We start from the raw sequence: 20,818 nt of genomic DNA, 5'->3' as shown, positions 1-20,818 counted from the left end.
CGCCACTCTGTTTGGGGTGAGGCCGTGGGCTCTTTGTATTCTCGCGTGCTCAGACCGCATAACGTGCAGCATCCGCTTCCTTGAAGATCAAACCATTGCCCGGCCGGGTCAGGTCGGGCTCGATCGCGCCATTGCGCGCCAGCGGAGCACCATCGAACAACAGGTGCTCGATGCGAACATGGTCGTGAAACCATTCGAGGTGGCGAAGCCGGGGCACCGCGCAAGCTGCATGCAAATGCAATGCAGGCGCGCAGTGGCCAGAGAGGTCGACGTGGTACGCGTCGCAAATCGCGGCGGCCTGCAGAAACCCGGTGACGCCGCCGCAACGTGTGAGGTCCGCCTGCTGCACGTCGACCGCGGACGCTTCCAGCATCCTCCGCACATAGTCGTTCGTATAAGCATATTCTCCGGCAGCCACGTCCATACCTGGGGGCGCGCGCTCGCGGATGGCCCTGAGCCCTCGCAGATCATCCGACGATACCGGCTCCTCGAACCATGTCACGCCCTGCCTTGTGAAAACGCCGGCAAGCTGCAGCGCTTGCTTCACGCCGTAGGCACCGTTTGCATCAACGAAAAGCTCCGCCCGCTCGCCGATCGCGCGCCTCGCGACGTCGACGCGGTGAGGATCGAGCTCCGGCTCCGAGCCGACTTTCATTTTGACATATCTACAGCCTTGCTCCGCGACCCAGCCGGACAGCTGGCGAGTGAGCCCGTCATCGGAATAGGAGGTGAACCCGCCGCTCCCATAGATCGGGACGGCCGGGCGGGAGCTTCCCAGCAATTGAACCAGCGGCACTTGCATAAGGCGCGCCTTCAGATCGTAGAGCGCCGCATCGACGGCCGAAATAGCTGTTGCCGCAAGACCTTCGCGGCCCAGATTACGCACCGACCGCTGCATGGCCAGCCACGCCGCCTGGGGTGCAAAGGCATCCTTGCCCTGGACCGTGCCGGCGAGCTTGCCCGCGACCAGCCCGACCGCACTTCGATCGGTGTAAGTGTAGCCGATCCCGGATTTGCCGCCGCCGACGGCTTCCACAAGCACGAGAGTGGTGGAGCTCCAGCTGATCGTGCCGTCCGCCTCAAGCCGATCGGTCGGGACCTCGAACGCCCGCGCCTGCAACGTTTCGATCGGCACCTCTGGCATCATCCCTTCCCCGGCATCACGCTCGTCAGCAGCTCCTTGGCGCTGTTCTTCAGGACGCTTCCAAGCTCGGGCTCGGAAGGAATCATGCTGACGAAGTTCTTGGCATCCTTCAGGGTGATGTGCGGAGGAAGCGGCGGCACGTTCGGGTCGGTATATGCTTCGAGGACCACAGGACAATCCGCGGACAGCGCCTCATCCCAAGCAGCACCCACGCGGTCCGGATTATCGACAAAGATGCCCTTCAGGCCAATAAGCTCCGCATATCGGTGGTAGGGGAAATCCGGAATGCTCTGCGTCGATAGCGTCTTGCCCGAGCCGAGCTGAATCCGCTCCTCCCATGTGACCTGATTGAGATCGCGGTTGTTGAGAACCAGTAAGATCAGCCGAGGGTTCGACCAGTTCCTCCAGTATTTTGAGATCGTAATCAACACGTTGAGGCCGTTCATCTGCATGGCGCCATCGCCCATGCACGCGACCACGGTGCGGTCAGGGTAAGCCATCTTTGCCGCAACAGCGTAAGGTGTTCCCGCGCCCAATGAAGCCAGACCACCGGACAGCGAGGCTTTCATACCGCGCCGCATCTTCAGATCGCGCGCGTACCAGTTGGCGACAGAGCCGGAATCCGCGGTGATGATCGCATTCTCCGGCAAACGCGGCGACAGCTCCCAAAATACGCGCTGTGGATTGAGAGGCTCTGCTGAATCCATTGCCCGCCGTTCGAGGGTCTGCCACCATTCCCGCACCCCCTCTTCGATCTCTTGCCGCCATGCTGAATCCTGCTTCTGCTGCAGAAGGGGCAGCAGCGCCTGCAAGGTCGCCGAGCTGTCCCCGACGATATTGACCTCCATGGGATAGCGAAGACTCAAACGTGCGCCGTCGATGTCGATCTGAACGCCCCGCGCCGAGCCTGGTTTCGGCAGGAACTCGCTGTACGGGAACGACGACCCCACCATCAGAAAGGTGTCGCAGTTCTTCATGAGGTCCCAGCTCGGCTTGGTACCAAGCAAGCCGATCGAACCCGTGACAAAGGGCAGCTCGTCAGGAAGTGCGGCTTTGCCGAGCAGGGCCTTGGCGACTCCGGCCTGAAGGCGCTCTGCGACGGCGATCACGTGGTCGGTCGCGGTCAGAGCACCCGCTCCGACCAGCATCGCGACTTTGCTGCCCTTGTTCAGCACCTCGGCCGCCGCGCGTAGCGAAGCTTCATCGGGACGTTTCGCGGGATCGGCGTAACCGGTCCCGGTATGTGTTGCCCCATGCGCCAGCGGCGGATCCCGGTAGTCCAGTTCCTGCACGTCCTTAGGAAGGATCACGCAAGTGACGGCGCGCTTGTTGTGGGCAATGCGCACGGCGCGATCAATCAGGTGGCGCACCTGCTCGGGTACGCTTGCCTGTCCGACGTATTCTGCCACGTCCTGAAACAGGACCTGCAGATCGACTTCCTGCTGGTAGCTCGCCCCGATCGCGCTCCTCGCCTGCTGGCCGACGAGAGCGACCACAGGTACATGATCCATCTTGGCGTCGTACAGACCATTCAGGAGATGGATCGCGCCGGGCCCCGAGGTCGCGTAACAAAGCCCGACCTGCCCTGTAAACTTGGCATGGGCGGAAGCCATGAAGGCGGCCATCTCCTCATGCCGGACCTGCACGTATTCCATCTTGTCTTTCGCGCCTTCCAGAGCGACGTCCAATCCTCCGACCCCGTCCCCAGGATAGCCAAACACCCTGCTCAAGCCCCACTCGGAGAGCCGGTGCCAAACAAATTCGCTGACGTTCATTGGATTACTCGCTTTCGCGCAGCCGACGTAGCTCAAACGCTTCTGCTATTGGCCGGTTCTCGCGGATCTCTGTACGCTCGCGTACGTCTCCGAGCCTTCATTGGCTCACCATCCCGCGCCAGCAAGCGAAAATCGCCGGCCCGCTATGGACCAGTAGCGATGTTCGTCTAAGATGGAGGACTACTTCGAAGCCGCGTTGTTGTTCGAAGAGCTGGCCCCGGTCGTGCCCTGAGAGTTGGTTGTGGAGCCGGTCGTGGCCGTGTTCATGGCTTCGAACACGGACATGCCATGTGGACCGATCGTCATCACCATCGGATTGCCGTCCTTCGTCTTGGCCTGGACGACGAAGGATTCGGCAACGATCTTGATGTCGGTGAAACCTGCCTTCTTCAGATCATCCTGGATTTTCTGCACCACCGTGTTCTGGCCCGAGTTGGGGGCAGATTGAGAGGATGTCGCCGAATTAGTGCCACCTTGCGCGAATGCAGGACTGGAAGCCGCCGCGGTAAGCAAGACGGCCGCCAAAAGCGTGTTCTTCATTGCTGTCTCCTTTAGTTTTGATGAACACAGCTACAGCGCTGGCCAGCCCCAGACGTTCCGACTGGAGCCCTTTCGGTCACCCGAAGTCGGTACGAGAGCGAACAAACCCCCGGACTAGGATTCCCCAAGGCTCTCCGATGAATTCGGCAGGAAAGTAATTCAGGCGCGGACGGGCACGGCTTTTGAAACCAAGTCTCCCTCTCCGAACCCCAGTCGGCTGGCGTGGCTGAATATCTCGTAGCCATCGTCACGCGCGATCGCGACGAGCGTGACGCCGGCCCTCTCAGCGGTCTCGATCGCCAGCGAAGTCGGCGCCGATACGGCGACGAGGAGCGGCGCGCCCATTCTTGCTGTCTTTTGCACCAGTTCGACGGAGACTCGACTGGTGATGAGTACAGCTCCCGGTGACGTCTCCAGGCCGGCCCTGGCGACCGCTCCCGCGAGTTTGTCCAAGGCGTTATGGCGGCCGACATCTTCCTTTATCGATCGAATAGCATTGCCGTCCCAAAACGCCGCAGCGTGCATGGCCCCTGTCGCCTGGTTGTGATGCTGGAGCGGGCGCAGGGCGCGCATCGCTGACAGGATGTCGAAGGGGCGAAATCCACCCCGGCTGACGATGCGCGGCGGCGGCGGGCAAGCTTGCTCCAGGCTTTCAATTCCGCACAGGCCGCAGCCGACCGGCCCGACCATCGCTCTTCGCCTGGTGGCAAGGCGATCACAATGGGAGTCGTCAAGCCAGATCCGCAACTCGCAACCGAGCTCGAGCTCGACGACGTCAACGCTGATGATGTCGTTGCAACGTTCGACAATGCCCTCGTTTAAGCTGAAGCCGATACCGAAATCCAGGAGGTCGGCGGGCGAGGCCATCATCACCGCATAAGTCGAGCCGTTGTAAGTGAGCGCGATCGGCCGCTCCTCTGCCACCCTGCGCCAGGACGGGATTGGTCGGCTGCCTCGCCAAACCAGCTCCGGCTTGTCCAGTGTGCAGCGATCATCCACGTCCCGACTCCCGATTTGCGTCTGGCAACCTCTTCCGGCGAGCCCGGTTCCAGCTCGAGATTTCTTTGTACGGCAGCGCGCAAACTATCGTCGGCCCGGAGAGACAGAGGCTCAGTTCCGTCCATGGTGTTGAGCACACTGCAAATTTCGCTCGAGCGCAGCTGTGCTTCCTCTGATGTCAAAAAACGCGGACCGAGGAACCCGCCTCACCAACATACGTTGCCGAGGCACAGGCCAGCCGGTTCCCGAAGAGAAGCAAGATCATGACGCGAGCACGCGAAACTGGTGACGAGAACACCGAGAAGACGGTGGAATACGACGGTCCAGCTGGCGGATGGGGGTCGCTCAAGGGAATAGCCCGAATCTTCGGCAAGGAGTGGGACTCGCCGGGAGCGTTGAATACGCTCCGTCGCCAAAACAAGCCTAAAGGCTTTATGTGCGTTTCCTGCTCGTGGGCCAAGCCGGCCGACTATCACGCCTTCGAGTTCTGCGAGAATGGCGCCAAGGCTACTCTTTGGGAGCTCACCACGCGTCGGTGCAAGCCCGATTTCTTCGCCAAGCATACACTGACTGAGCTGCGCTCATGGACCGACTACGATCTCGAACAACAGGGCCGCCTGACCGAACCACTGCGCTATGACGGTGCTACTGACTGTTATGTGCCATGCAGCTGGGACGAAGCATTTCAAGCCATCGGCGCGCAGCTGAAGGCACTCGATCCGAAATCCGTAATTTTCTATTCGTCCGGGCGAGCGAGCCTCGAGACATCGTACCTGTACGCGCTGTTCGCGCGGGTCTACGGCAACAACAATCTGCCTGACAGTTCCAACATGTGTCACGAGACGACGTCCGTCGCGCTCAAGAAGCTGATCGGCGCGGGCGTAGGCACTGTGGTCTTCGACGATCTCAGCAACTGTGACGCGATGTTCTTCTTTGGTCAGAATACCGGGTCGAACAGTCCGCGGTTTTTGCATCCGTTGCAGGACGCAGCCAGGCGCGGCGTCCAGATCATCACCTTCAATCCGGTCCGCGAGAAAGGCCTCGAAACTTTCGTCAATCCACAGAATCCGACGGAGATGCTGACCGGCAAGGCGACTCAGATCAGCAGTCAGTATCACCAGGTGAAGGCCGGCGGCGACATTGCCGTCATCATGGGAATTTGCAAGCACGTCTTCGCCGCGGACGACGCAGCCAAACAGCAGGGCAAGAGAGTTCTCGACGCCCCCTTCATCGAACAGCACACCCACGGCTTCGAAGCGTTCGAGGCCAAGGTCCGGGCAACGGACTGGAGCGAGATCGAGACCGCATCCGGTCTTAGCCGGTCGGCCATCGAAGGCGCAGCTCAGGTCTATGTCGAGGCTGATCGCGTGATCGGGATCTACGGCATGGGCCTGACCCAGCACGTGCACGGTTTCGAGAACGTGGCGATGCTGGTGAACATGCTGCTCCTGAAGGGCAACATCGGACGAGATGGCACCGGCATCTCGCCCGTGCGTGGACACTCGAACGTCCAGGGCCAGCGTACCGTCGGCATCTCCGAGAAGCCTGAATTGGTCCCTCTCGACAAATACGCCAAGCAATTCGGATTCGAGCCGCCACGCGACAAGGGCATGAACACCGTTGAGACCTGCGAAGGCGTCCTCGCCGGCAAGGTCAAGGCGTTCATCGGGCTCGGCGGTAATTTCGTCCGTGCCATTCCCGAGCGATCGAAGATGGAACAAGCTTGGCGCGGACTGGAGCTGACGGTCCAGATTGCCACCAAGCTCAACCGCAGCCACCTCGTGCAGGGCAAGGCCGCCTATCTTTTGCCGTGCCTCGGCCGCACCGAAGAAGACATCCAGGCAAGCGGGCAGCAAGCCGTCAGCATGGAGGATACTTTCAGCTGCATCCAGGGCTCGATCGGGTTGCGCAAGCCTGCGAGCGAGCACCTGAAATCGGAAGTGGCCATCGTCGCAGGTCTCGCCACGGCGACCTTGCCCACGAACCCGAAGCTGAAATGGGACGAATGGGTCGGCAACTACGATCTCATTCGCAACGAGATCGCGGAGACCTACCCGGACCAATTCCACGCTTTCAATGAACGGATGTTCACGCCCGGCGGGTTTTATCGCGGCAACTCCGCGCGCGAGCGGATCTGGAAGACGGAAACCGGCAAGGCGGAATTTACTGCTCCGGAGACTCTCAGCTCCACCGGCTTCGCGGACGCCCCCGGCCGATTCCGGCTGCTCACGATGCGCAGCAATGACCAGTTCAATACCACGATCTACGGGTACAGCGATCGCCTGCGGGGGATCGAGGGCACACGGGATGTGCTGCTGATGAACCCCGAAGAGATTGCACGTGCCGGACTCCAGGATGGGCAGATGGTCTATCTCGTCAGCGACGCAGAAGACGGCATCGAGCGTGAGGTTGGGCCGCTTAAAGTGACGCCGTTCAAGCTGCCGGACGGATGCCTTGGAGCCTACTATCCGGAAATGAATCCCCTGATCCCGCTGTCGCACCACGACATCCATTCGAAGACGCCGGCCGCAAAGTCGGTGCCGGTCCGAATCCGCGCGTGAGCAAGGCGTGCGGCAGGGGGTCGATGAATGCAGCTTTTTCGTCCCGGCGCGAACACGATTGCGACGGTGGTGATCGCAGCGATTGGAGCGATGCCGGTGCTTGCGGTGGGACTGTCCTATGAGGTGATGCGATCCCCTTACATCACCAACCAAAACGTCACGCGGAACCAGCCGGTGCCGTTCAGTCACGAGCATCACGTTTCCGGTCTCGGCCTGGACTGCCGGTATTGCCACACCTCGGTGGAGAACGCGCGCTTTGCCGGCATCCCGCCGACCGAGACCTGCATGACCTGCCATTCGCAGATATGGACCAACGCGCAGATGCTCGCGCCGGTGCGCGAGAGTCTTGGCAAGAACCAGCCAATGGCCTGGGAGCGCGTGCACCGCCTCCCCGGCTACGTCTATTTTGATCATTCGGTCCATGTCGCAAAAGGGGTTGGATGCACCACCTGTCACGGCGACGTGGGCGGGATGCGGCTGATGCGCCAAGCCGCGCCGCTGACGATGCAATGGTGTCTCGATTGTCACCGCGCTCCTGAACGTTACCTGCGTCCACGCGAAGCGGTTTTCAATCCAACCTGGCAGACCCCGAAGAACCAGGCCGAGGTCGGGCCCAAGCTTGCCGCACGCTATCACATCAACACGAGGCATTTGACGGACTGCACGATATGCCACCGCTGAAGGAATTGCCGACGCGGCCAAATCCTGCCGGGCGCAGCAAGCTCAATCGCCGTCAGGCGCTCAGCTTGCTGGCGACCGGCATGGCGGGTGGGCTCGCGGCTTGCAGCAAACCCGACGAGCAGATCCTGCCCTATGTCAGGATGCCAGAGCGCATCGTTCCCGGGGAACCGCTGAAATTCGCAACGACACTTCCGTTGGCGGGGATCGGTCGCGGCGTGATCGTGACTTCTATTGACGGCAGGCCGATCAAAGTGGAAGGCAACCCGCGTCATCCGGGCAGCCTGGGTGCCACGGACGTTTTCGCTGAAGCAGCCGTTCTTTCGCTGTATGATCCCGACCGCTCGCGCACGATCCTGCACAATGGCGCGATTGCGCCCCGCGAAGCGTTGAACCGAGCGCTGGTGACCGAACTCTCCGAGACCCGCAGCAGCCAGGGTAAAGGCCTGCGCTTGTTGACCGGGCGAACCACCTCCCCGACTCTGCTGCGCCAGATCGATGGCCTGCTTCAGGCGTTCCCGGCCGCTTCGTGGCACGCGTACGATCCAACGGACGACGATAACGGGCATGAAGGTGGGCAGCTCGCTTATGGCCAGCCTGTGCGCAGCATTGCCGATTTCGCAAAGGCCCGGGTGATCGTCGCGCTCGATGCCGATCCGCTCGGGCATGGCCCCGATCAGATACGGATTGGCCGCGGCTACGCAATTAGCCGCGGCGAGCCGAATGCCTTCTCGCGTCTCTATTGTCTTGAGAGCGCACTCACGCTCACCGGAGCAAAGGCGGACGAACGTCTGGCGCTTCGTCCCGAGGCGATCGAACGATTCGCGGCGAGCCTCGCGCGGGAGCTCGGCGCGAATGCAAGCGCCACCGAACTTGCCGACCGCGAACGTCTGCTGCTTCGGAAGATCACAGCCGACTTGAACTCCCACAAGGGCGAGGCGCTCGTCATCGCGGGCCCGGCAATGTCCAGGGAAGTCCACGCATTGGTGCATTGGATCAATGCCCAGCTCGATGCGCCCGTTCGGCTCATCGATCCCATTGATCGCACGCCATCCGGCAAGCAGGCGGGAACGCTTGAACAGCTCGCTGGCGATCTGGACTCCGGCCGCGTGCGTCAGCTCGTCATGATCGGCGTCAATCCCGCTTATGACGCACCATCCGATCTGCACTTCGGGGCCCGGGCGCAGAAAGCAGCCTTTCGCCTTCATATGGGCGAGTACGCGGACGAAACCGCGGCAATCGCCAACTGGCATGTCCCGCAAAGCCATCGGCTGGAAACGTGGTCGGATCTGCGGGCTGGTGACGGGACGGCCAGCATCATCCAGCCTCTGATCAAGCCGCTCTACGAGAGCTTCAGCGAGCACGAGCTTCTCGCCTGGCTGAGCGGCGCAGAAGACGCGGGCGCTTACGAATTGGTGCGGCAGACCTGGCCGACCGCGGCCGCCGCGGATTTCGAGGCATGGTGGCGGCGCGTGCTGCACGACGGGATCATTGCAGGAAACGGCGCCACTGCTTTTTCCCTCGCTGCTCCGCTCCTGCCGCCACTCGCGGATCCCGAGCCTCACGACAAGCGCGATGACGAGATCAGCCTGGTTCTGCGCCCTGATCCTTGCCTCTGGGATGGCTCATACGCCAACAACGCCTGGCTCCAGGAATGTCCGAAACCGCTGAGCAAGCAGGTCTGGGGCAATGCGCTCGCGCTGCATCCGGATGAGGCAACCCGCCTCGGTGTCACGTCCGGCGACGTCGTCACGGTCGCCGCGAACGGCCGAACGATCGAGGTGCCCGTGATGACTGAACCTGGGATGGCCATGGGCGTCGGCGCGCTCACACTCGGCGGGGGGCGGCAGAATGCCGGCGCGGTCGGCAATGGCGTCGGTGCCAACGCCTATACACTCCGGACAGCCGGGAACCGATGGCACCTTCCGCAGGTCTCGATCCAGCCGACGGGGCGCCGTGAGCCGGTCCTTACGACGCAGAACATCGTCCGGACGCCGGAAGATGTGCGCGAACTCTATCCGCTGTCTCAGCTCGGCCAGCCGCTGCCAGGGCCAGTCGACCCGGATCCACCCAGCCTGATGCCGCCGAGCGTGAAGCCCGGCGACGGGCATGCCTGGGCGATGGTGATCGATACTTCGGTCTGCATCGGCTGCAATGCCTGCGTGGTCTCCTGCCAGGCGGAGAACAACGTCCCTGTGGTCGGTCCCGAGCAGGTCGCGATGGGGCGCGACATGCACTGGATGCGCGTCGATGGCTATGATCTTGGCTCGGCGGACAGTCCGCAGATCGGCTTTCAGCCGGTGCCCTGCATGCATTGCGAGCACGCCCCGTGCGAGCCCGTCTGTCCTGTTGCCGCATCCGTTCACGACAGTGAGGGCCTCAACGCGCAGGTCTATAATCGCTGCATCGGCACCCGCTTCTGCGAGGCGAACTGCCCTTACAAGGTTCGTCGCTTCAACTTCTTCGGTTATGCCGATGGCGAGGAATACGGCAATCTCGGCGCGGAATCCTATCGCGGCCAGAAGAACCCGGAGGTGACCGTTCGCGCCCGTGGCGTCATGGAAAAATGCACCTACTGTGTCCAGCGCATCAGCGGCGCACGTCGCGCCGCGGAACGCGAGAACCGGCCGCTCGGTCCAGACGAGGTGCAGACAGCCTGTCAGAACGCGTGTCCGACCCGCGCCATCAGCTTCGGAGACCTGAACCAGGCTGACGCAGAGATCAACCACAAGAAGGCCGACCCGCGCCACTATGCCTTGCTCGGCCACCTCGGCACGCGGCCGCGCACCACTTATCTTGCCGATGTGCGCAATCCCGCACCTTTGAACCCGGAGGGGCGGACATGAGCGAAGTTCTCCTTCCCCAGCATCCACCGGCGCACCGCTGGATCTCGGCCGCGCGGGCGGGCGACGCCTCAGTTACCCAGGCGGTGGCTGATCCGCTCTTCACCGGGTTCGGCAAAACATGGTGGCTGGCCCTCCTGATCACCCTGCCGTTCGTGCTCTGGCTGTTCGTTGCAATCGCGTGGCTGTTCTACCAGGGCATCGGCATCTGGGGCATCAACTCCACCATCGTCTGGGGAGTCGCGATCGCCAACTACGTCTGGTGGATCGGAATAGGCAATGCAGGCACATTGATTTCGGCGATGCTGCTGTTGACCCGACAAAGATGGCGCGCCTCGATCAATCGCTTCGCGGAAGCCATGACGCTGTTCGCGGTTGCGATCGCCGGGCTGATGCCCATCGTTCACCTCGGTCGACCAATCTACGCCTATTGGCTCGCGCCATATCCGAACACCATGGCGCTTTGGCCGCAATGGCGCAGTGCCCTGGTGTGGGACTTCTGGGCCATCGTCAGCTACCTGCTGTTCTCCATTCTGTTCTGGTATGTCAGCCTGATCCCCGACCTCGCGACTATGCGCGACCGCACGCCCCGCCGTGCCGGCCAGCTGCTCTACGGCGCATTTGCGCTGGGATGGCGCGGCTCGGCGCGCGAGTGGTCCCGATTGCAGACACTGCATACCACGATGGCTGCCCTCGGCGTGCCTTTGGTCTGCTCGGTGCACTCGATCGTCGGTCTCGACTTCGCGGCGAGTCTGATGCCCGGTTGGCAGGAGAGCATCTTCCCACCCTACTTCGTCGTCGGCGCGATGTACTCCGGATTCGCGATGGTCGTGGTGCTGGCGGCGGCGATCCGCTGGGGCCTCAGCCTTCAGGCGATTATCAACCGCCGCCACTTCGAGGTGATGGCCCGCATCCTGCTGATGGCCTCGATCGTCATGTTCTATTCTTATGCGACGGAGTGGTTCATGGGCTGGTACGGCGGTGAGCATGCCGACCGTGACGTGGTTCGCTTCGAGTTCACTGGAACCTACGCGCCGCTGTACTGGGCCTTGCTGGCCTGCAACTGCCTGATCCCGCAGTTGCTATGGTGGCCCTTCGCGCGACGGTCGCTCTTCATTCTGATTCCTGTTGCTGTCGCGATCAACATAGGAATGTGGCTCGAGCGCATCCTCATCGTCTGGAACACGCTTTCGCACGGTTACATGCCGTCCCTGTGGCGGACGTTTCACTTCACGTTCTGGGACTGGAGCTTTCTTGTCGCGCCGCTCGGCCTTTTCGCCTTTCTGTTCCTGATCTTCATCAGGCTGATACCGAGCGTGTCGATGTTCGACATGCGCGAGCTCGCCCATCAGGAGGCCGCGGCATGACGGCTAAGCTTGTGGCGGAATTCCTCGACGGTGAAGCGCTGAAGGCGGCGCTAGAGCGCGTGCGTACCGCGGGACACGCCGCACTCGAAGCATTCGCGCCTTATCCGATCGCAGGGCTCGCCGAACAGCTTGGGCAGGGCCGATCCGCAATTCGCGGTGTGATGCTTGCCGGCGGCCTCGGAGCTGCAGCATTCGCTTTCGCACTGCAATGGTACAGCGCGGTGATCGACTATCCCATCAACAGCGGCGGCCGGCCACTGAACTCCTGGCAGGTGTTCCTGCTGGTGCCGTTTGAGGTCGGTGTCCTCGCGGCCGCGCTCGCCGGCGCCATCACCTTTTTTTGGTCGTGCCGCCTGCCTCGTCTCCACGATGCAATGTTCGAGATTCCGGGCTTCGAACGCGCAACGCAGGATCGCTACTTCCTGCTGGCCGCTTCTGACGGCGACCCGAACGAGCTGAGGACGGTCCTCCGCGACGCCGGCGCCGTCGCGGTCACGGAGCTGCGCACGCCATGACCGCCCGCGCGCTGCCATGGCTGCTGTTGCTATCATCGGCGCTCACCGGCTGTGGCGATCATTCCATGTCTCAGCAGAATCGCTACGGCACGTTCTCGAAGGCTGCGCTGTTCAAGGATGGCACCGAAGCCCAGACCTTACCGCAAGGGGTCGTTGCACAGGGCGATCTCGACCGTTTGCAGCAGATCACCAAGCCGCCCGCGGTCGACATGGCGCTGCTGGCCCGCGGCCGCGAGCGCTACGATATCTATTGCTCCCCGTGTCACGGGTTGTCCGGCCACGGCGATGGCATGATCGTGCAGCGTGGCTTTCCCGCACCCCCGTCCTACCATTCCGCGCGCCTCCGCTCGGCCGATGCTCAACACTTCTTCGACGTGATCACTCATGGCTACGGCGTGATGTATTCCTACGCTGCGCGCGTCGAGCCGCGCGACCGCTGGGCGATCACCGCCTATATCCGCGCGCTGCAGCAGTCGCAACACGCCGACGTCGTCGACGTCCCGGAGCTGAGGAGCAAGCTGCCGTGACCGCCGTGCTCCGCCGCCCTGCCCTCAGAGCAATTTGGACGCCGCGAATTGCAGCGGGCCTCGTGGTGATCTTGCTCGCTTCTGGCCTCGTGCTCGCGGCCGGGAGACTCGGCCCCTATCCGAGCCTGCTCCAGGGCTGGCTCTTGGGATTTGCGATCTGGAGCTGCGCCCCCATCGGCAGCATGACGCTGCTGCTGATTCATCGCTTGACCGGCGGCCGCTGGGGCTTTGCGGCCGGACCGGTGCTGCGACCCCTCGCACTTATGGTGCCCCTCGTCGCCATCGCCTTCGTCCCCGTTCTCGCCGGACTGACTGACATCTACCCCTGGGCCGCGGATGCCAGCCAGATCAGGCCCGACATTGCGCGCTGGTACCTCGGCCAGCCGTGGTTTGTCCTGCGTGCCGTGATCGCATTGATCGGATGGTCCGTGCTCGGAGTGACTTTCGGTCTTAAACTAGGTGGACGGCTACTGGCCGCGCTCGGACTTGCGTTCTTCGGGCTTACCATCAGCATGGTTGCGGTCGATTGGTTCCTCTCCGTCGAACCGCATTACGTTTCCACCGCCTTCGCCTCCATGATTGCAATACAGCAGCTGCTCGCCGCGCTGGCCGTTGTGGCCGTGCTTGCAACGTCGAACGTCGATGGCAAAGCGCTGAGCGATATCGGCAGCCTTTTGATCGCAACGCTGCTGGGCGTCGTCTACCTCGAATACATGACATACGTGGTGGCCTGGTACGGCGATCTACCTCACAAGGCCGAGTGGTTCCTGAGGCGCAGCACGGACGTATGGACCAACATTCTCCTCGTGGCATTCGTCACCGGAGCCGTGCTTCCGTTTGCGATGTTGCTGTTGGAGGACGTGCGCCGCAGCCCTGCAGGCTTGCGCATAGTCGGCTTGTTGCTGTTCTTCGGCACTGTCATGCACTTCGCTTGGCTCCTGGTGCCGGCATTTTCCGCGCAAGTTCATGTTGCACTCACCGCTCTCGGCGCCCTCCTCACCTTGACCGTGGCTTCGGTCCTCTTTGGGCAGGGCACCGCATCCGCAGAGGTGCGCCATGCCGAATGAGGAGATGGGCAGCCGCGCGCTGCCAGAAACGGCCGGCATAGACAACCGCGCCGTTCTCGCCATCGTCGGCAGCTTCTTGCTCTTCGTGGGCGCCGCGATTGCGGGAATTCTGCTGTTCCTGAATAGCGAGGCGCCGGGCGCATTCACGCCCCGCCTAGAAAACCGGTTTCCCTCGCCCGAGCTCCAGACCTCGCCGGAGGACGACCTGACCCGGTTCGAGGCCGCCCAGCGAGCGAGGCTCACCACTTATGCCTGGGTCGATCGCGACCACAACATCGCCCGCATCCCGATCGATCAGGCGATGCAGCTGGTCGCAGGACGGGGCCAGCACGCCTACGACGCCCTTCGACCCGCACCCGCACCTCCGCCAGGTGCGAGTGGAGGCAATCCATGAGGCGGTCCATCTTCATCATGGCCCTTGCGCTCTGGCCGGGGCTCGCGCATGCCGGTTTGACCGAGGAGCAGATCGGGCGCGTCGGGTTCGATCCTCCTCAGGGCGCCCGCGTTCCGTTATCCCTGCAGTTTAGGGCCGTCGGCGGTTACACCGTCACCCTTGGCGATGCGATCGACGGACGTCCGACCCTGCTCCTTCCAGCGGACTTCACCTGCAAGCAGATTTGCGGGCCTGCGCTGACGATCGCAAGCTCGGCGCTGCAGCAGACCGGGTTTATCGCAGGACGCGACTACAGCCTCGTCGTTGTCGGCGTCGATCCGCGCGACACCATTGACGACGCCCGCCGCTTTACCCAGGGACAGATCGGGGGCACGGGAACATCGGTCCTGACAGGATCGCAGGAGACTGTTGCCGCGCTGCTCGGTGCAATCGGATACCATACCGAAACCGACGATAAGCATAACGCGATTGCGCATCCGGCAGCCTTCGTCACGCTCGCGCCCGACGGACGGGTCGTCCGCGCGCTGTCCAGCCTCGCGCTGCAGCCCGGTGACCTTCGCCTCGCTCTGTTGGATGCCGGTGACGGGCGGATCGGTGGACTCTCCGGACGCATCGCGCTGCTCTGCTATGGATTTGACGCGGTACACGGACTCTACACCCGCAGGATCACAACGGTCCTGCAGATTTTCGGAGCATCCACGGTTGCCATCATGGCCGCCCTCGTCGGGCTGATGCTGGTCCGCAGCAGGCGTCGGGGAGCCTCGGCATGAATTCGTTATTCAGGCTGCCGGAAGCGAGCACACACGCCGTCACGGTTGATCACATCTTCTATCTTCTGCTCTTCCTTTCCGGGGCGACCGTGGTCCTCGTCTTCGGGCTCATCCTGCTGTTTGCCGTTCGATATCGGCGCGGATCTCCCGCCAAGCGCGGCCCGATGCCTGAGATTCTCAGCCGCGAGTTCGAAATCGGTTGGACCGTCGCGACGTTGCTGACGTTCGCCTTCCTATTCTGGTGGGCATCTTCCGCTGACCTCAGCAGCCTTGCCGCGCCCACGGGCGCACTTGAAATCCACGTCATCGCCAAGCAGTGGATGTGGAAGACGCAACATCCGAACGGCGCGCGTGAGATCAATGCCCTTCACGTGCCGCTGGATAAGCCCGTCCATCTCCTGATGAGCTCGCAGGACGTGATCCATTCCTTCTTCGTCCCCGCGTTTCGGGTCAAGAAGGACGTGCTGCCTGGCCGCGACACTGACATCTGGTTTCAGGCCAGCAAAACCGGCACCTTTCCACTGCTCTGCGCTGAGTATTGCGGCACGAACCATTCCATGATGCGCGGCAAGATCGTGATCATGCGACAGGATGACTATGCCAAATGGCTGGTCCAGCAGCCGGAGGGCGACGATCTTGCCCATGAGGGCGCCAGGCTGTTCGTGTCGCAGGGATGCTCGGGCTGCCACGCCGTCTCCTCGAACGTCCACGCGCCGCGCCTGACGGGTCTCTACGGCCGCGCGGTGCAGCTGGCGGATGGACGCACCGTTTCCGCGGACGATGCCTACATCCGCGATTCGATGCTGCAGCCGAACCGCGACGTCGTGGCCGGATTTGAGCCGATCATGCCGAGCTTCAAAGGGCTGCTCGACGACGGAGAGATCCAGAGCCTGACCGCCTACATCCGCTCGCTCAGGGAGGAGCAGCAAAATGACTGACGCCCTGCTCGCCGGGGAGCTGCCGCTTCCGCCACGCCCCGATTATCTCCGCCACGGCTCGACGATCTCGTCCTGGCTTGCCACGACCGACCACAAGCGCATCGCAATCCTCTATGCGATCACCATTACGTTCTTCTTTTTCATGGGAGGAGCCGCAATCACCGCCGTTCGGCTCGAGCTGTTCCAGCCGAACGGATGGCTGTTGACGTCGGACACTTACAACAAGCTGTTCTCGTTCCACGGGATCATCATGGTCTGGTTCTTCCTGGTGCCGTCGATCCCGAATACGTTCGGCAATTTCCTGCTGCCGCTGATGATCGGCGCGCCCGATGTCGCGTTTCCGCGCCTCAATCTTTTCAGCTGGTATTTGACCGTCGCTGCCGGGGCTTTCACCGTTTATGCCCTCGTCGCCGGAGGCGTCGACACCGGCTGGACGTTCTATACGCCTTATTCGTCGATGTTCTCCAACAGCCACGTCTTCGCTGCGGCCGCGGGCGTGTTCGTTGTCGGCTTTGCCAGCATCGCCACGGGAGTGAACTTCATCGCGACCACCCACATGCTTCGTGCTCCCGGCATGACCTGGTTCCGGCTGCCGCTGTTCGTCTGGGCGATCTACGCGACGTCGCTGATCATGGTGCTTGCCACCCCGGTGCTCGCCATCTCGCTCCTGCTCGTGATCGCGGAGCGCGTGTTGGGCTTGCCGATCTTCGATCCGGCTCGCGGCGGCGATCCGATCCTGTTCCAGCACCTGTTCTGGTTCTACTCGCATCCGGCGGTTTACATCATGGTCCTGCCGGCGATGGGCGTCGTGTCCGAAATAATCCCATGCTTCGCGAGGCGGCGAATTTTCGGATACGACTTCATGGTCTATGCCATGCTTGCGATTGCGGGCGTCGGATTCTTCGTCTGGGGCCACCACATGTTCGTCTCCGGACAGTCAGCCCTGGCCAGCCTCGTGTTCTCCTTCCTCTCCTTCATCATCGCCGTGCCGTCGGCAATCAAGGTTTTCAACTGGACCGCTTCGCTGTATCGCGGTCAGATCAGCTTCGAATCGCCGATGCTGTATGCGCTTGGCTTCGTTGGTCTGTTTACGACCGGCGGGCTCTCCGGGCTGTTCCTCGCCTCGATCCCGGTGGACATCCATGTCACCGACACCTACTTCGTCGTCGCGCACTTCCACTACATCATGGTGGGCGGATCGGTGTCCGCCTTCTTTGCCGGGCTCCACTTCTGGTGGCCCAAGGTCACAGGCAAGCTCTATCCGGAGAGCTGGGCGAAGTTCGCGGCCATCCTCATGTATGCCGGCTTCAACATGACATTTCTGCCGCAATTCTTCGCCGGGTACCTCGGCATGCCGCGCCGCTACCATACCTATCCGGCGGAGTTTCAGATCTACAATGTCATGTCGTCTGCGGGAGCGGCGGTCCTTGCCATCGCCTACCTGTTGCCTCTGGGATATCTCACCTGGTCCCTGTTCTACGGCGGAAAGGCTGCGAAGAACCCTTGGGGCGCGACAGGGCTGGAGTGGACCACGGGTTCTCCGCCTCCCCCGAAGAATTTTGACAGGCAGCCCCGAGTAGATCGCGCGCCGTATGACTACCACGCCGAAGGCATGTCGGCTGGAACCGATCCCCCCGAAATGCAAAACGCAAGAGAAACGCGATGAGCGACGAAAGCGCACTGCTGAGAGAACCCTGGTTGGATTTCGGCCGGCAGCGCGAGGCAGGCAAGTTCGGCATATGGGTTTTCCTCGCCAGCGAGACGCTGTTCTTCGGGGCGCTGATGCTGACTTACACGGTTTGTCGAATCGAGCATCCAGAGGCGTTCGCTGCAGCCGGGAGGGAGACAAATATCTGGTACGGCACGATCAATACCGCCGTGCTGTTGACGAGCAGCCTCACCATGGCCATGGCTTCGCAAGCGTCCGAAACGTCTGCGCGACTGCGACGGCTCGTCCTCGTGTGCCTCATGCTCACCGCGTTGCTCGGGCTCGCGTTCATCGTCATCAAGGGCTTCGAGTACAAGGAGGACATCGATAAGCAGCTCGTACCGGGAGCCGGGTTTGCATTGTCTCTGCCAGGAGCGCAGCTGTTTTATGGATTTTATTGGCTGGTCACGGGCGTCCACGCGATCCACCTTTCCATCGGGATTGCTCTCGTGAGCCGCTTGTTCTGGGTGCTGCTCCGGCGCCAACTCCCGGCGAAAGACAATCCCGAGATCGAGGTCACAGCCCTCTACTGGCATCTGGTCGATATCGTTTGGATCTTCCTCTATCCGCTGATCTATTTGCCGGGGCGTGCATCATGAACAGGCAAGGTGAATCAGGCGGTATTGTGCGCCGCCTATGGGCGAGGAACCTCTTGATCTGGGCAGCGCTCCTCGCACTCCTCCTGCTCAGCCTCGTCGTCGCCTATGTTCCCATGGGCCGAATGACGACAGCCAGCGGCATCATCATTGCGGGGGTGAAATCGACCCTCGTCGTCTTGCTCTTCATGCAACTCGCCTCAGCGAAGCCGCTGATCCGGATCGCGGCGATCTCGGGGCTTGTTTTCGTGATCGCGATGTTCGCATTGACCTTCGCTGATGTTCTCGTACGCATCTAACGCACGCACTTTTGGGTACCTTCTGCTACCCCGCACGCATTGAAGCGCTCTGATGCAGCCACCTTCGAACGCAAGCTTGGGAGAGGAGAACTTTCGCTGCGCTCAAAAAGGTGACTGCACCAGTTCGCTCGTGAAGCCATGCGCCTCTCCGTGAGGCACACCGCCGGGGACCATCAGGCGGACGTTGGTGGTTCACGAGTTCTGAAACTCCTTCATATCGAGCCACAGACCGGCTTTGTTTGCTTGCTCTGCTGTGACGTAAGGCAGACCATAATAGCTTAGGTTCGGGCGCCATCGCCCCGTTTGGCCCGGGTAAGGGAAGGCATAGGTGCCCCCGCCAACGGACGCCTCGCAGGATATCACAACCGCCGCGAGCTTTCCGCCGCTGTCGAAAACGAGGTCGGAGACATAGCCATAGCCTTGACCTGCCTGCGGCCGATGACCTTGGAGACCGAGAATTCGTGCGGCTCTGCTTGGGCCTGATCAGTGTCAACAAAGAGGCCGTATTCTCGCGACCTCAAATCGGAAAAGTCGGCCACGATAGCTCCTTCGTGAAGCGGGCGCAGCACCCGGTTGAAAGGAATTCGGGAGATGAACTCCGGCTCATTTTTCGTTCTGAAGCCTTCGACGAGCAAAGAATCAATCTGCCCGTCGTCTGCCAAGGTCACGTTCCGGACAGCTCCCAAATACTCACCTTTCAACGAGAACACCGCGCTCCCAAGCAGTCGCGAAGCACGGAGCCATTATAGACCGTGTTGACGAACTGCTCGGACTGCGCCGACTGTTCCGTGGCAGTCTGCGTCGCCGTCTCTGCCCATGAGGGACCCAACAGAACGGAGGTCGGGATTGTACCTACGACAATTGCAAGGGTGATCCTGCTCTTTGCGTCCATTCAACGCTCCTGCGATCCACGTGCCAACGATATCATTGCTCGTATAATCATTTCCGAAGCTCGAAGTTCTGGCCGGCCATCAAGCGAATGGTCCGCTGCCGTGCCAACGAAAAGGTGCAGCGATCAATCGGCCTTGGAAAACGCACCGCAGATCCACGCGTGCACATCCTGGCAACGCTATTACATGCCTCGGCCGACGTACTTCGTTCGTTGCTCGCGCATCAGAGGCAGCTCACGATCGAGGCCTTGAGGACCTGGTCAGGCTTCTCCTGACGGGTCTTCACCTAAGCCCGACTGTGAGGAGGCCCGCGCGCGCCCCACATCTTGGTGAATAGCCGTTTCCAAGGAGACGCGAAATGCTCAGCAACGAACTCGAAAACGTCGTGCGGACGCACAGTGCGACGCCGTCTCTGCAACGGTCACGAGAGAGCGATCAAACGCCGCACGCGCACCACGCAAACAACGATCTGATCCGCCGCCTCCCGCAATCATCACGCCGCCGGCTAGTCGAACTCTGCGAGGAGGTAACACTGAGACCAAGGCAAATGCTGCAGGAGCGCAATCAAGCACTGCAGTATGCCTATTTTGTGGAACATGGCGCGGCCTCGCTGACCGCTAGGGCTGGCGACTGCCTCCCCGTCGAGATACAGATTGTTGGAGCGAAGGACTTCATCGGCATCCCCTTGATCCTTGGCATGCGCGTTTCCCCTCACCGTTGCATGGTTCAGGTTGCCGGGAGAGCCTTGCGCATCCAGGTCGATGCTTTGATCGATTTGGTGAGGGGGGATGTCGAGATCCAGAAGCTGTTGCTACGGTACGTGCAGGCCACCCTGATCCAAAGCTCGCAGTTGGCTGCATGTAACTCGCGTCACAGCTTGCAGCAACGATTGGCGCGGTGGCTTCTCGTTGCAGAGGATAAGTTGTTCTCCCGCCAAATCCCGCTCACGCATCGATGCATCGCACAGGCCCTTGGAGTTCGCCGCGCAGGTATCACGTCGACAATGGGCGAAATGGAAGCGCGAGGCATCATCAAGCAAGGCCGCGCTCAAGTCGCGATTCTGGATCAGTCGCGACTCGAGCAATTGTCCTGCAGCTGCTATCGCGTGATTTTATCCGCACATGAGAACTCCCTTGGTGCAGCCAATGCCCGATACACAAGCAATTGGTGAATGATGGCTCAAGAGAATGAGGGCCTGGGCATCGCA

19 protein-coding genes are annotated in these 20,818 nt (G+C 61.8%); 14 read left to right on the top strand and 5 right to left on the bottom strand.

All coding sequences use genetic code 11. The features are described 5' to 3' along the window. Positions 1–49 precede the first annotated feature (49 nt). The 4 genes from ABIB00_RS08835 to fdhD form a co-directional block, all read right to left on the bottom strand. Positions 50–1,147 (bottom strand): enolase C-terminal domain-like protein, encoded by a 1,098-nt coding sequence (locus ABIB00_RS08835; RefSeq protein WP_354104064.1) that lies wholly within the window; start codon positions 1,145–1,147, stop codon positions 50–52. Beyond that, positions 1,144–2,919 carry a thiamine pyrophosphate-requiring protein gene (locus tag ABIB00_RS08830; protein WP_354104063.1) on the bottom strand — a complete coding sequence of 592 codons (1,776 nt, stop codon included), beginning with the start codon at positions 2,917–2,919 and terminating at the stop codon, positions 1,144–1,146. Before ABIB00_RS08830 ends, ABIB00_RS08835 begins: the two co-directional genes overlap by 4 nt. Positions 2,920–3,099: 180 nt before the next feature. After that, positions 3,100–3,459 (bottom strand): hypothetical protein, encoded by a 360-nt coding sequence (locus ABIB00_RS08825; RefSeq protein ID WP_354104062.1) that lies wholly within the window; start codon positions 3,457–3,459, stop codon positions 3,100–3,102. Positions 3,460–3,618: 159 nt separating this feature from the next. Next, on the bottom strand, positions 3,619–4,458 hold the full coding sequence (gene fdhD / locus ABIB00_RS08820; RefSeq protein ID WP_247459209.1) for a formate dehydrogenase accessory sulfurtransferase FdhD: 840 nt from the start codon (positions 4,456–4,458) through the stop codon (positions 3,619–3,621). A gap of 263 nt (positions 4,459–4,721) precedes the next feature. On the opposite strand from fdhD, the gene ABIB00_RS08815 reads away from it, so the two are divergent. Genes ABIB00_RS08815 through ABIB00_RS08755 form a run of 13 tightly spaced genes read left to right on the top strand, consistent with a single transcriptional unit; the run spans position 4,722 to position 18,721 of the window. Beyond that, on the top strand, positions 4,722–7,019 hold the full coding sequence (locus tag ABIB00_RS08815) for an FdhF/YdeP family oxidoreductase (RefSeq protein ID WP_247459529.1): 2,298 nt from the start codon (positions 4,722–4,724) through the stop codon (positions 7,017–7,019). Between the two features lie 27 nt (positions 7,020–7,046). Further along, positions 7,047–7,700 (top strand): cytochrome c3 family protein, encoded by a 654-nt coding sequence (locus ABIB00_RS08810; RefSeq protein ID WP_354104061.1) that lies wholly within the window; start codon positions 7,047–7,049, stop codon positions 7,698–7,700. Beyond that, on the top strand, positions 7,688–10,543 hold the full coding sequence (locus ABIB00_RS08805) for a 4Fe-4S dicluster domain-containing protein (RefSeq protein ID WP_354104060.1): 2,856 nt from the start codon (positions 7,688–7,690) through the stop codon (positions 10,541–10,543). The genes ABIB00_RS08810 and ABIB00_RS08805 overlap by 13 nt, the downstream gene beginning before the upstream one ends. Continuing rightward, positions 10,540–11,907 carry an NrfD/PsrC family molybdoenzyme membrane anchor subunit gene (gene nrfD, locus ABIB00_RS08800; protein ID WP_247400196.1) on the top strand — a complete coding sequence of 456 codons (1,368 nt, stop codon included), beginning with the start codon at positions 10,540–10,542 and terminating at the stop codon, positions 11,905–11,907. The genes ABIB00_RS08805 and nrfD overlap by 4 nt, the downstream gene beginning before the upstream one ends. Then, entirely contained in the window at positions 11,904–12,422 is a 519-nt protein-coding gene (locus ABIB00_RS08795) for a DUF3341 domain-containing protein (protein ID WP_247400199.1), read from the top strand. The genes nrfD and ABIB00_RS08795 overlap by 4 nt, the downstream gene beginning before the upstream one ends. Continuing rightward, entirely contained in the window at positions 12,419–12,949 is a 531-nt protein-coding gene (locus ABIB00_RS08790) for a c-type cytochrome (RefSeq protein ID WP_247459211.1), read from the top strand. Before ABIB00_RS08795 ends, ABIB00_RS08790 begins: the two co-directional genes overlap by 4 nt. Next, on the top strand, positions 12,946–14,016 hold the full coding sequence (locus ABIB00_RS08785) for a hypothetical protein (protein WP_247327384.1): 1,071 nt from the start codon (positions 12,946–12,948) through the stop codon (positions 14,014–14,016). Before ABIB00_RS08790 ends, ABIB00_RS08785 begins: the two co-directional genes overlap by 4 nt. Then, positions 14,006–14,410 (top strand): hypothetical protein, encoded by a 405-nt coding sequence (locus ABIB00_RS08780; RefSeq protein ID WP_247327381.1) that lies wholly within the window; start codon positions 14,006–14,008, stop codon positions 14,408–14,410. The genes ABIB00_RS08785 and ABIB00_RS08780 overlap by 11 nt, the downstream gene beginning before the upstream one ends. Before the next feature lie 17 nt (positions 14,411–14,427). Then, entirely contained in the window at positions 14,428–15,180 is a 753-nt protein-coding gene (locus tag ABIB00_RS08775) for an SCO family protein (RefSeq protein ID WP_354104059.1), read from the top strand. Continuing rightward, the gene (gene coxB / locus ABIB00_RS08770) at positions 15,177–16,118 is read left to right on the top strand and encodes a cytochrome c oxidase subunit II (RefSeq protein WP_247327375.1); all 942 of its coding nucleotides are present in this window, start codon (positions 15,177–15,179) and stop codon (positions 16,116–16,118) included. The genes ABIB00_RS08775 and coxB overlap by 4 nt, the downstream gene beginning before the upstream one ends. Beyond that, complete coding sequence (locus tag ABIB00_RS08765) at positions 16,111–17,784, top strand: cytochrome c oxidase subunit I (protein WP_247327372.1); 1,674 nt, start codon at positions 16,111–16,113, stop codon at positions 17,782–17,784. Before coxB ends, ABIB00_RS08765 begins: the two co-directional genes overlap by 8 nt. Further along, positions 17,781–18,425, top strand: coding sequence for a cytochrome c oxidase subunit 3 family protein (locus ABIB00_RS08760; protein ID WP_354104058.1), 645 nt, complete (start codon positions 17,781–17,783; stop codon positions 18,423–18,425). The genes ABIB00_RS08765 and ABIB00_RS08760 overlap by 4 nt, the downstream gene beginning before the upstream one ends. A 53-nt stretch (positions 18,426–18,478) precedes the next feature. Beyond that, positions 18,479–18,721, top strand: coding sequence for a cytochrome C oxidase subunit IV family protein (locus tag ABIB00_RS08755; protein WP_247327365.1), 243 nt, complete (start codon positions 18,479–18,481; stop codon positions 18,719–18,721). Positions 18,722–19,080: 359 nt separating this feature from the next. On the opposite strand, the gene ABIB00_RS08750 is transcribed toward ABIB00_RS08755, so the two are convergent. Continuing rightward, positions 19,081–19,431 carry a hypothetical protein gene (locus ABIB00_RS08750; protein WP_354104057.1) on the bottom strand — a complete coding sequence of 117 codons (351 nt, stop codon included), beginning with the start codon at positions 19,429–19,431 and terminating at the stop codon, positions 19,081–19,083. Positions 19,432–19,969: 538 nt separating this feature from the next. Between ABIB00_RS08750 and ABIB00_RS08745 the strand changes: the two genes are divergently transcribed. After that, a complete protein-coding gene (locus ABIB00_RS08745) occupies positions 19,970–20,782 on the top strand; it encodes a Crp/Fnr family transcriptional regulator (RefSeq protein ID WP_354104056.1) in 813 nt (270 codons plus the stop codon). Positions 20,783–20,818: the final 36 nt, after the last annotated feature.

Origin of the sequence: Bradyrhizobium sp. LB14.3, assembly GCF_040547985.1 — a bacterium.
Classification (GTDB): Bacteria; Pseudomonadota; Alphaproteobacteria; order Rhizobiales; family Xanthobacteraceae; genus Bradyrhizobium.
This window is presented reverse-complemented; position numbering and strand designations above follow the sequence as displayed.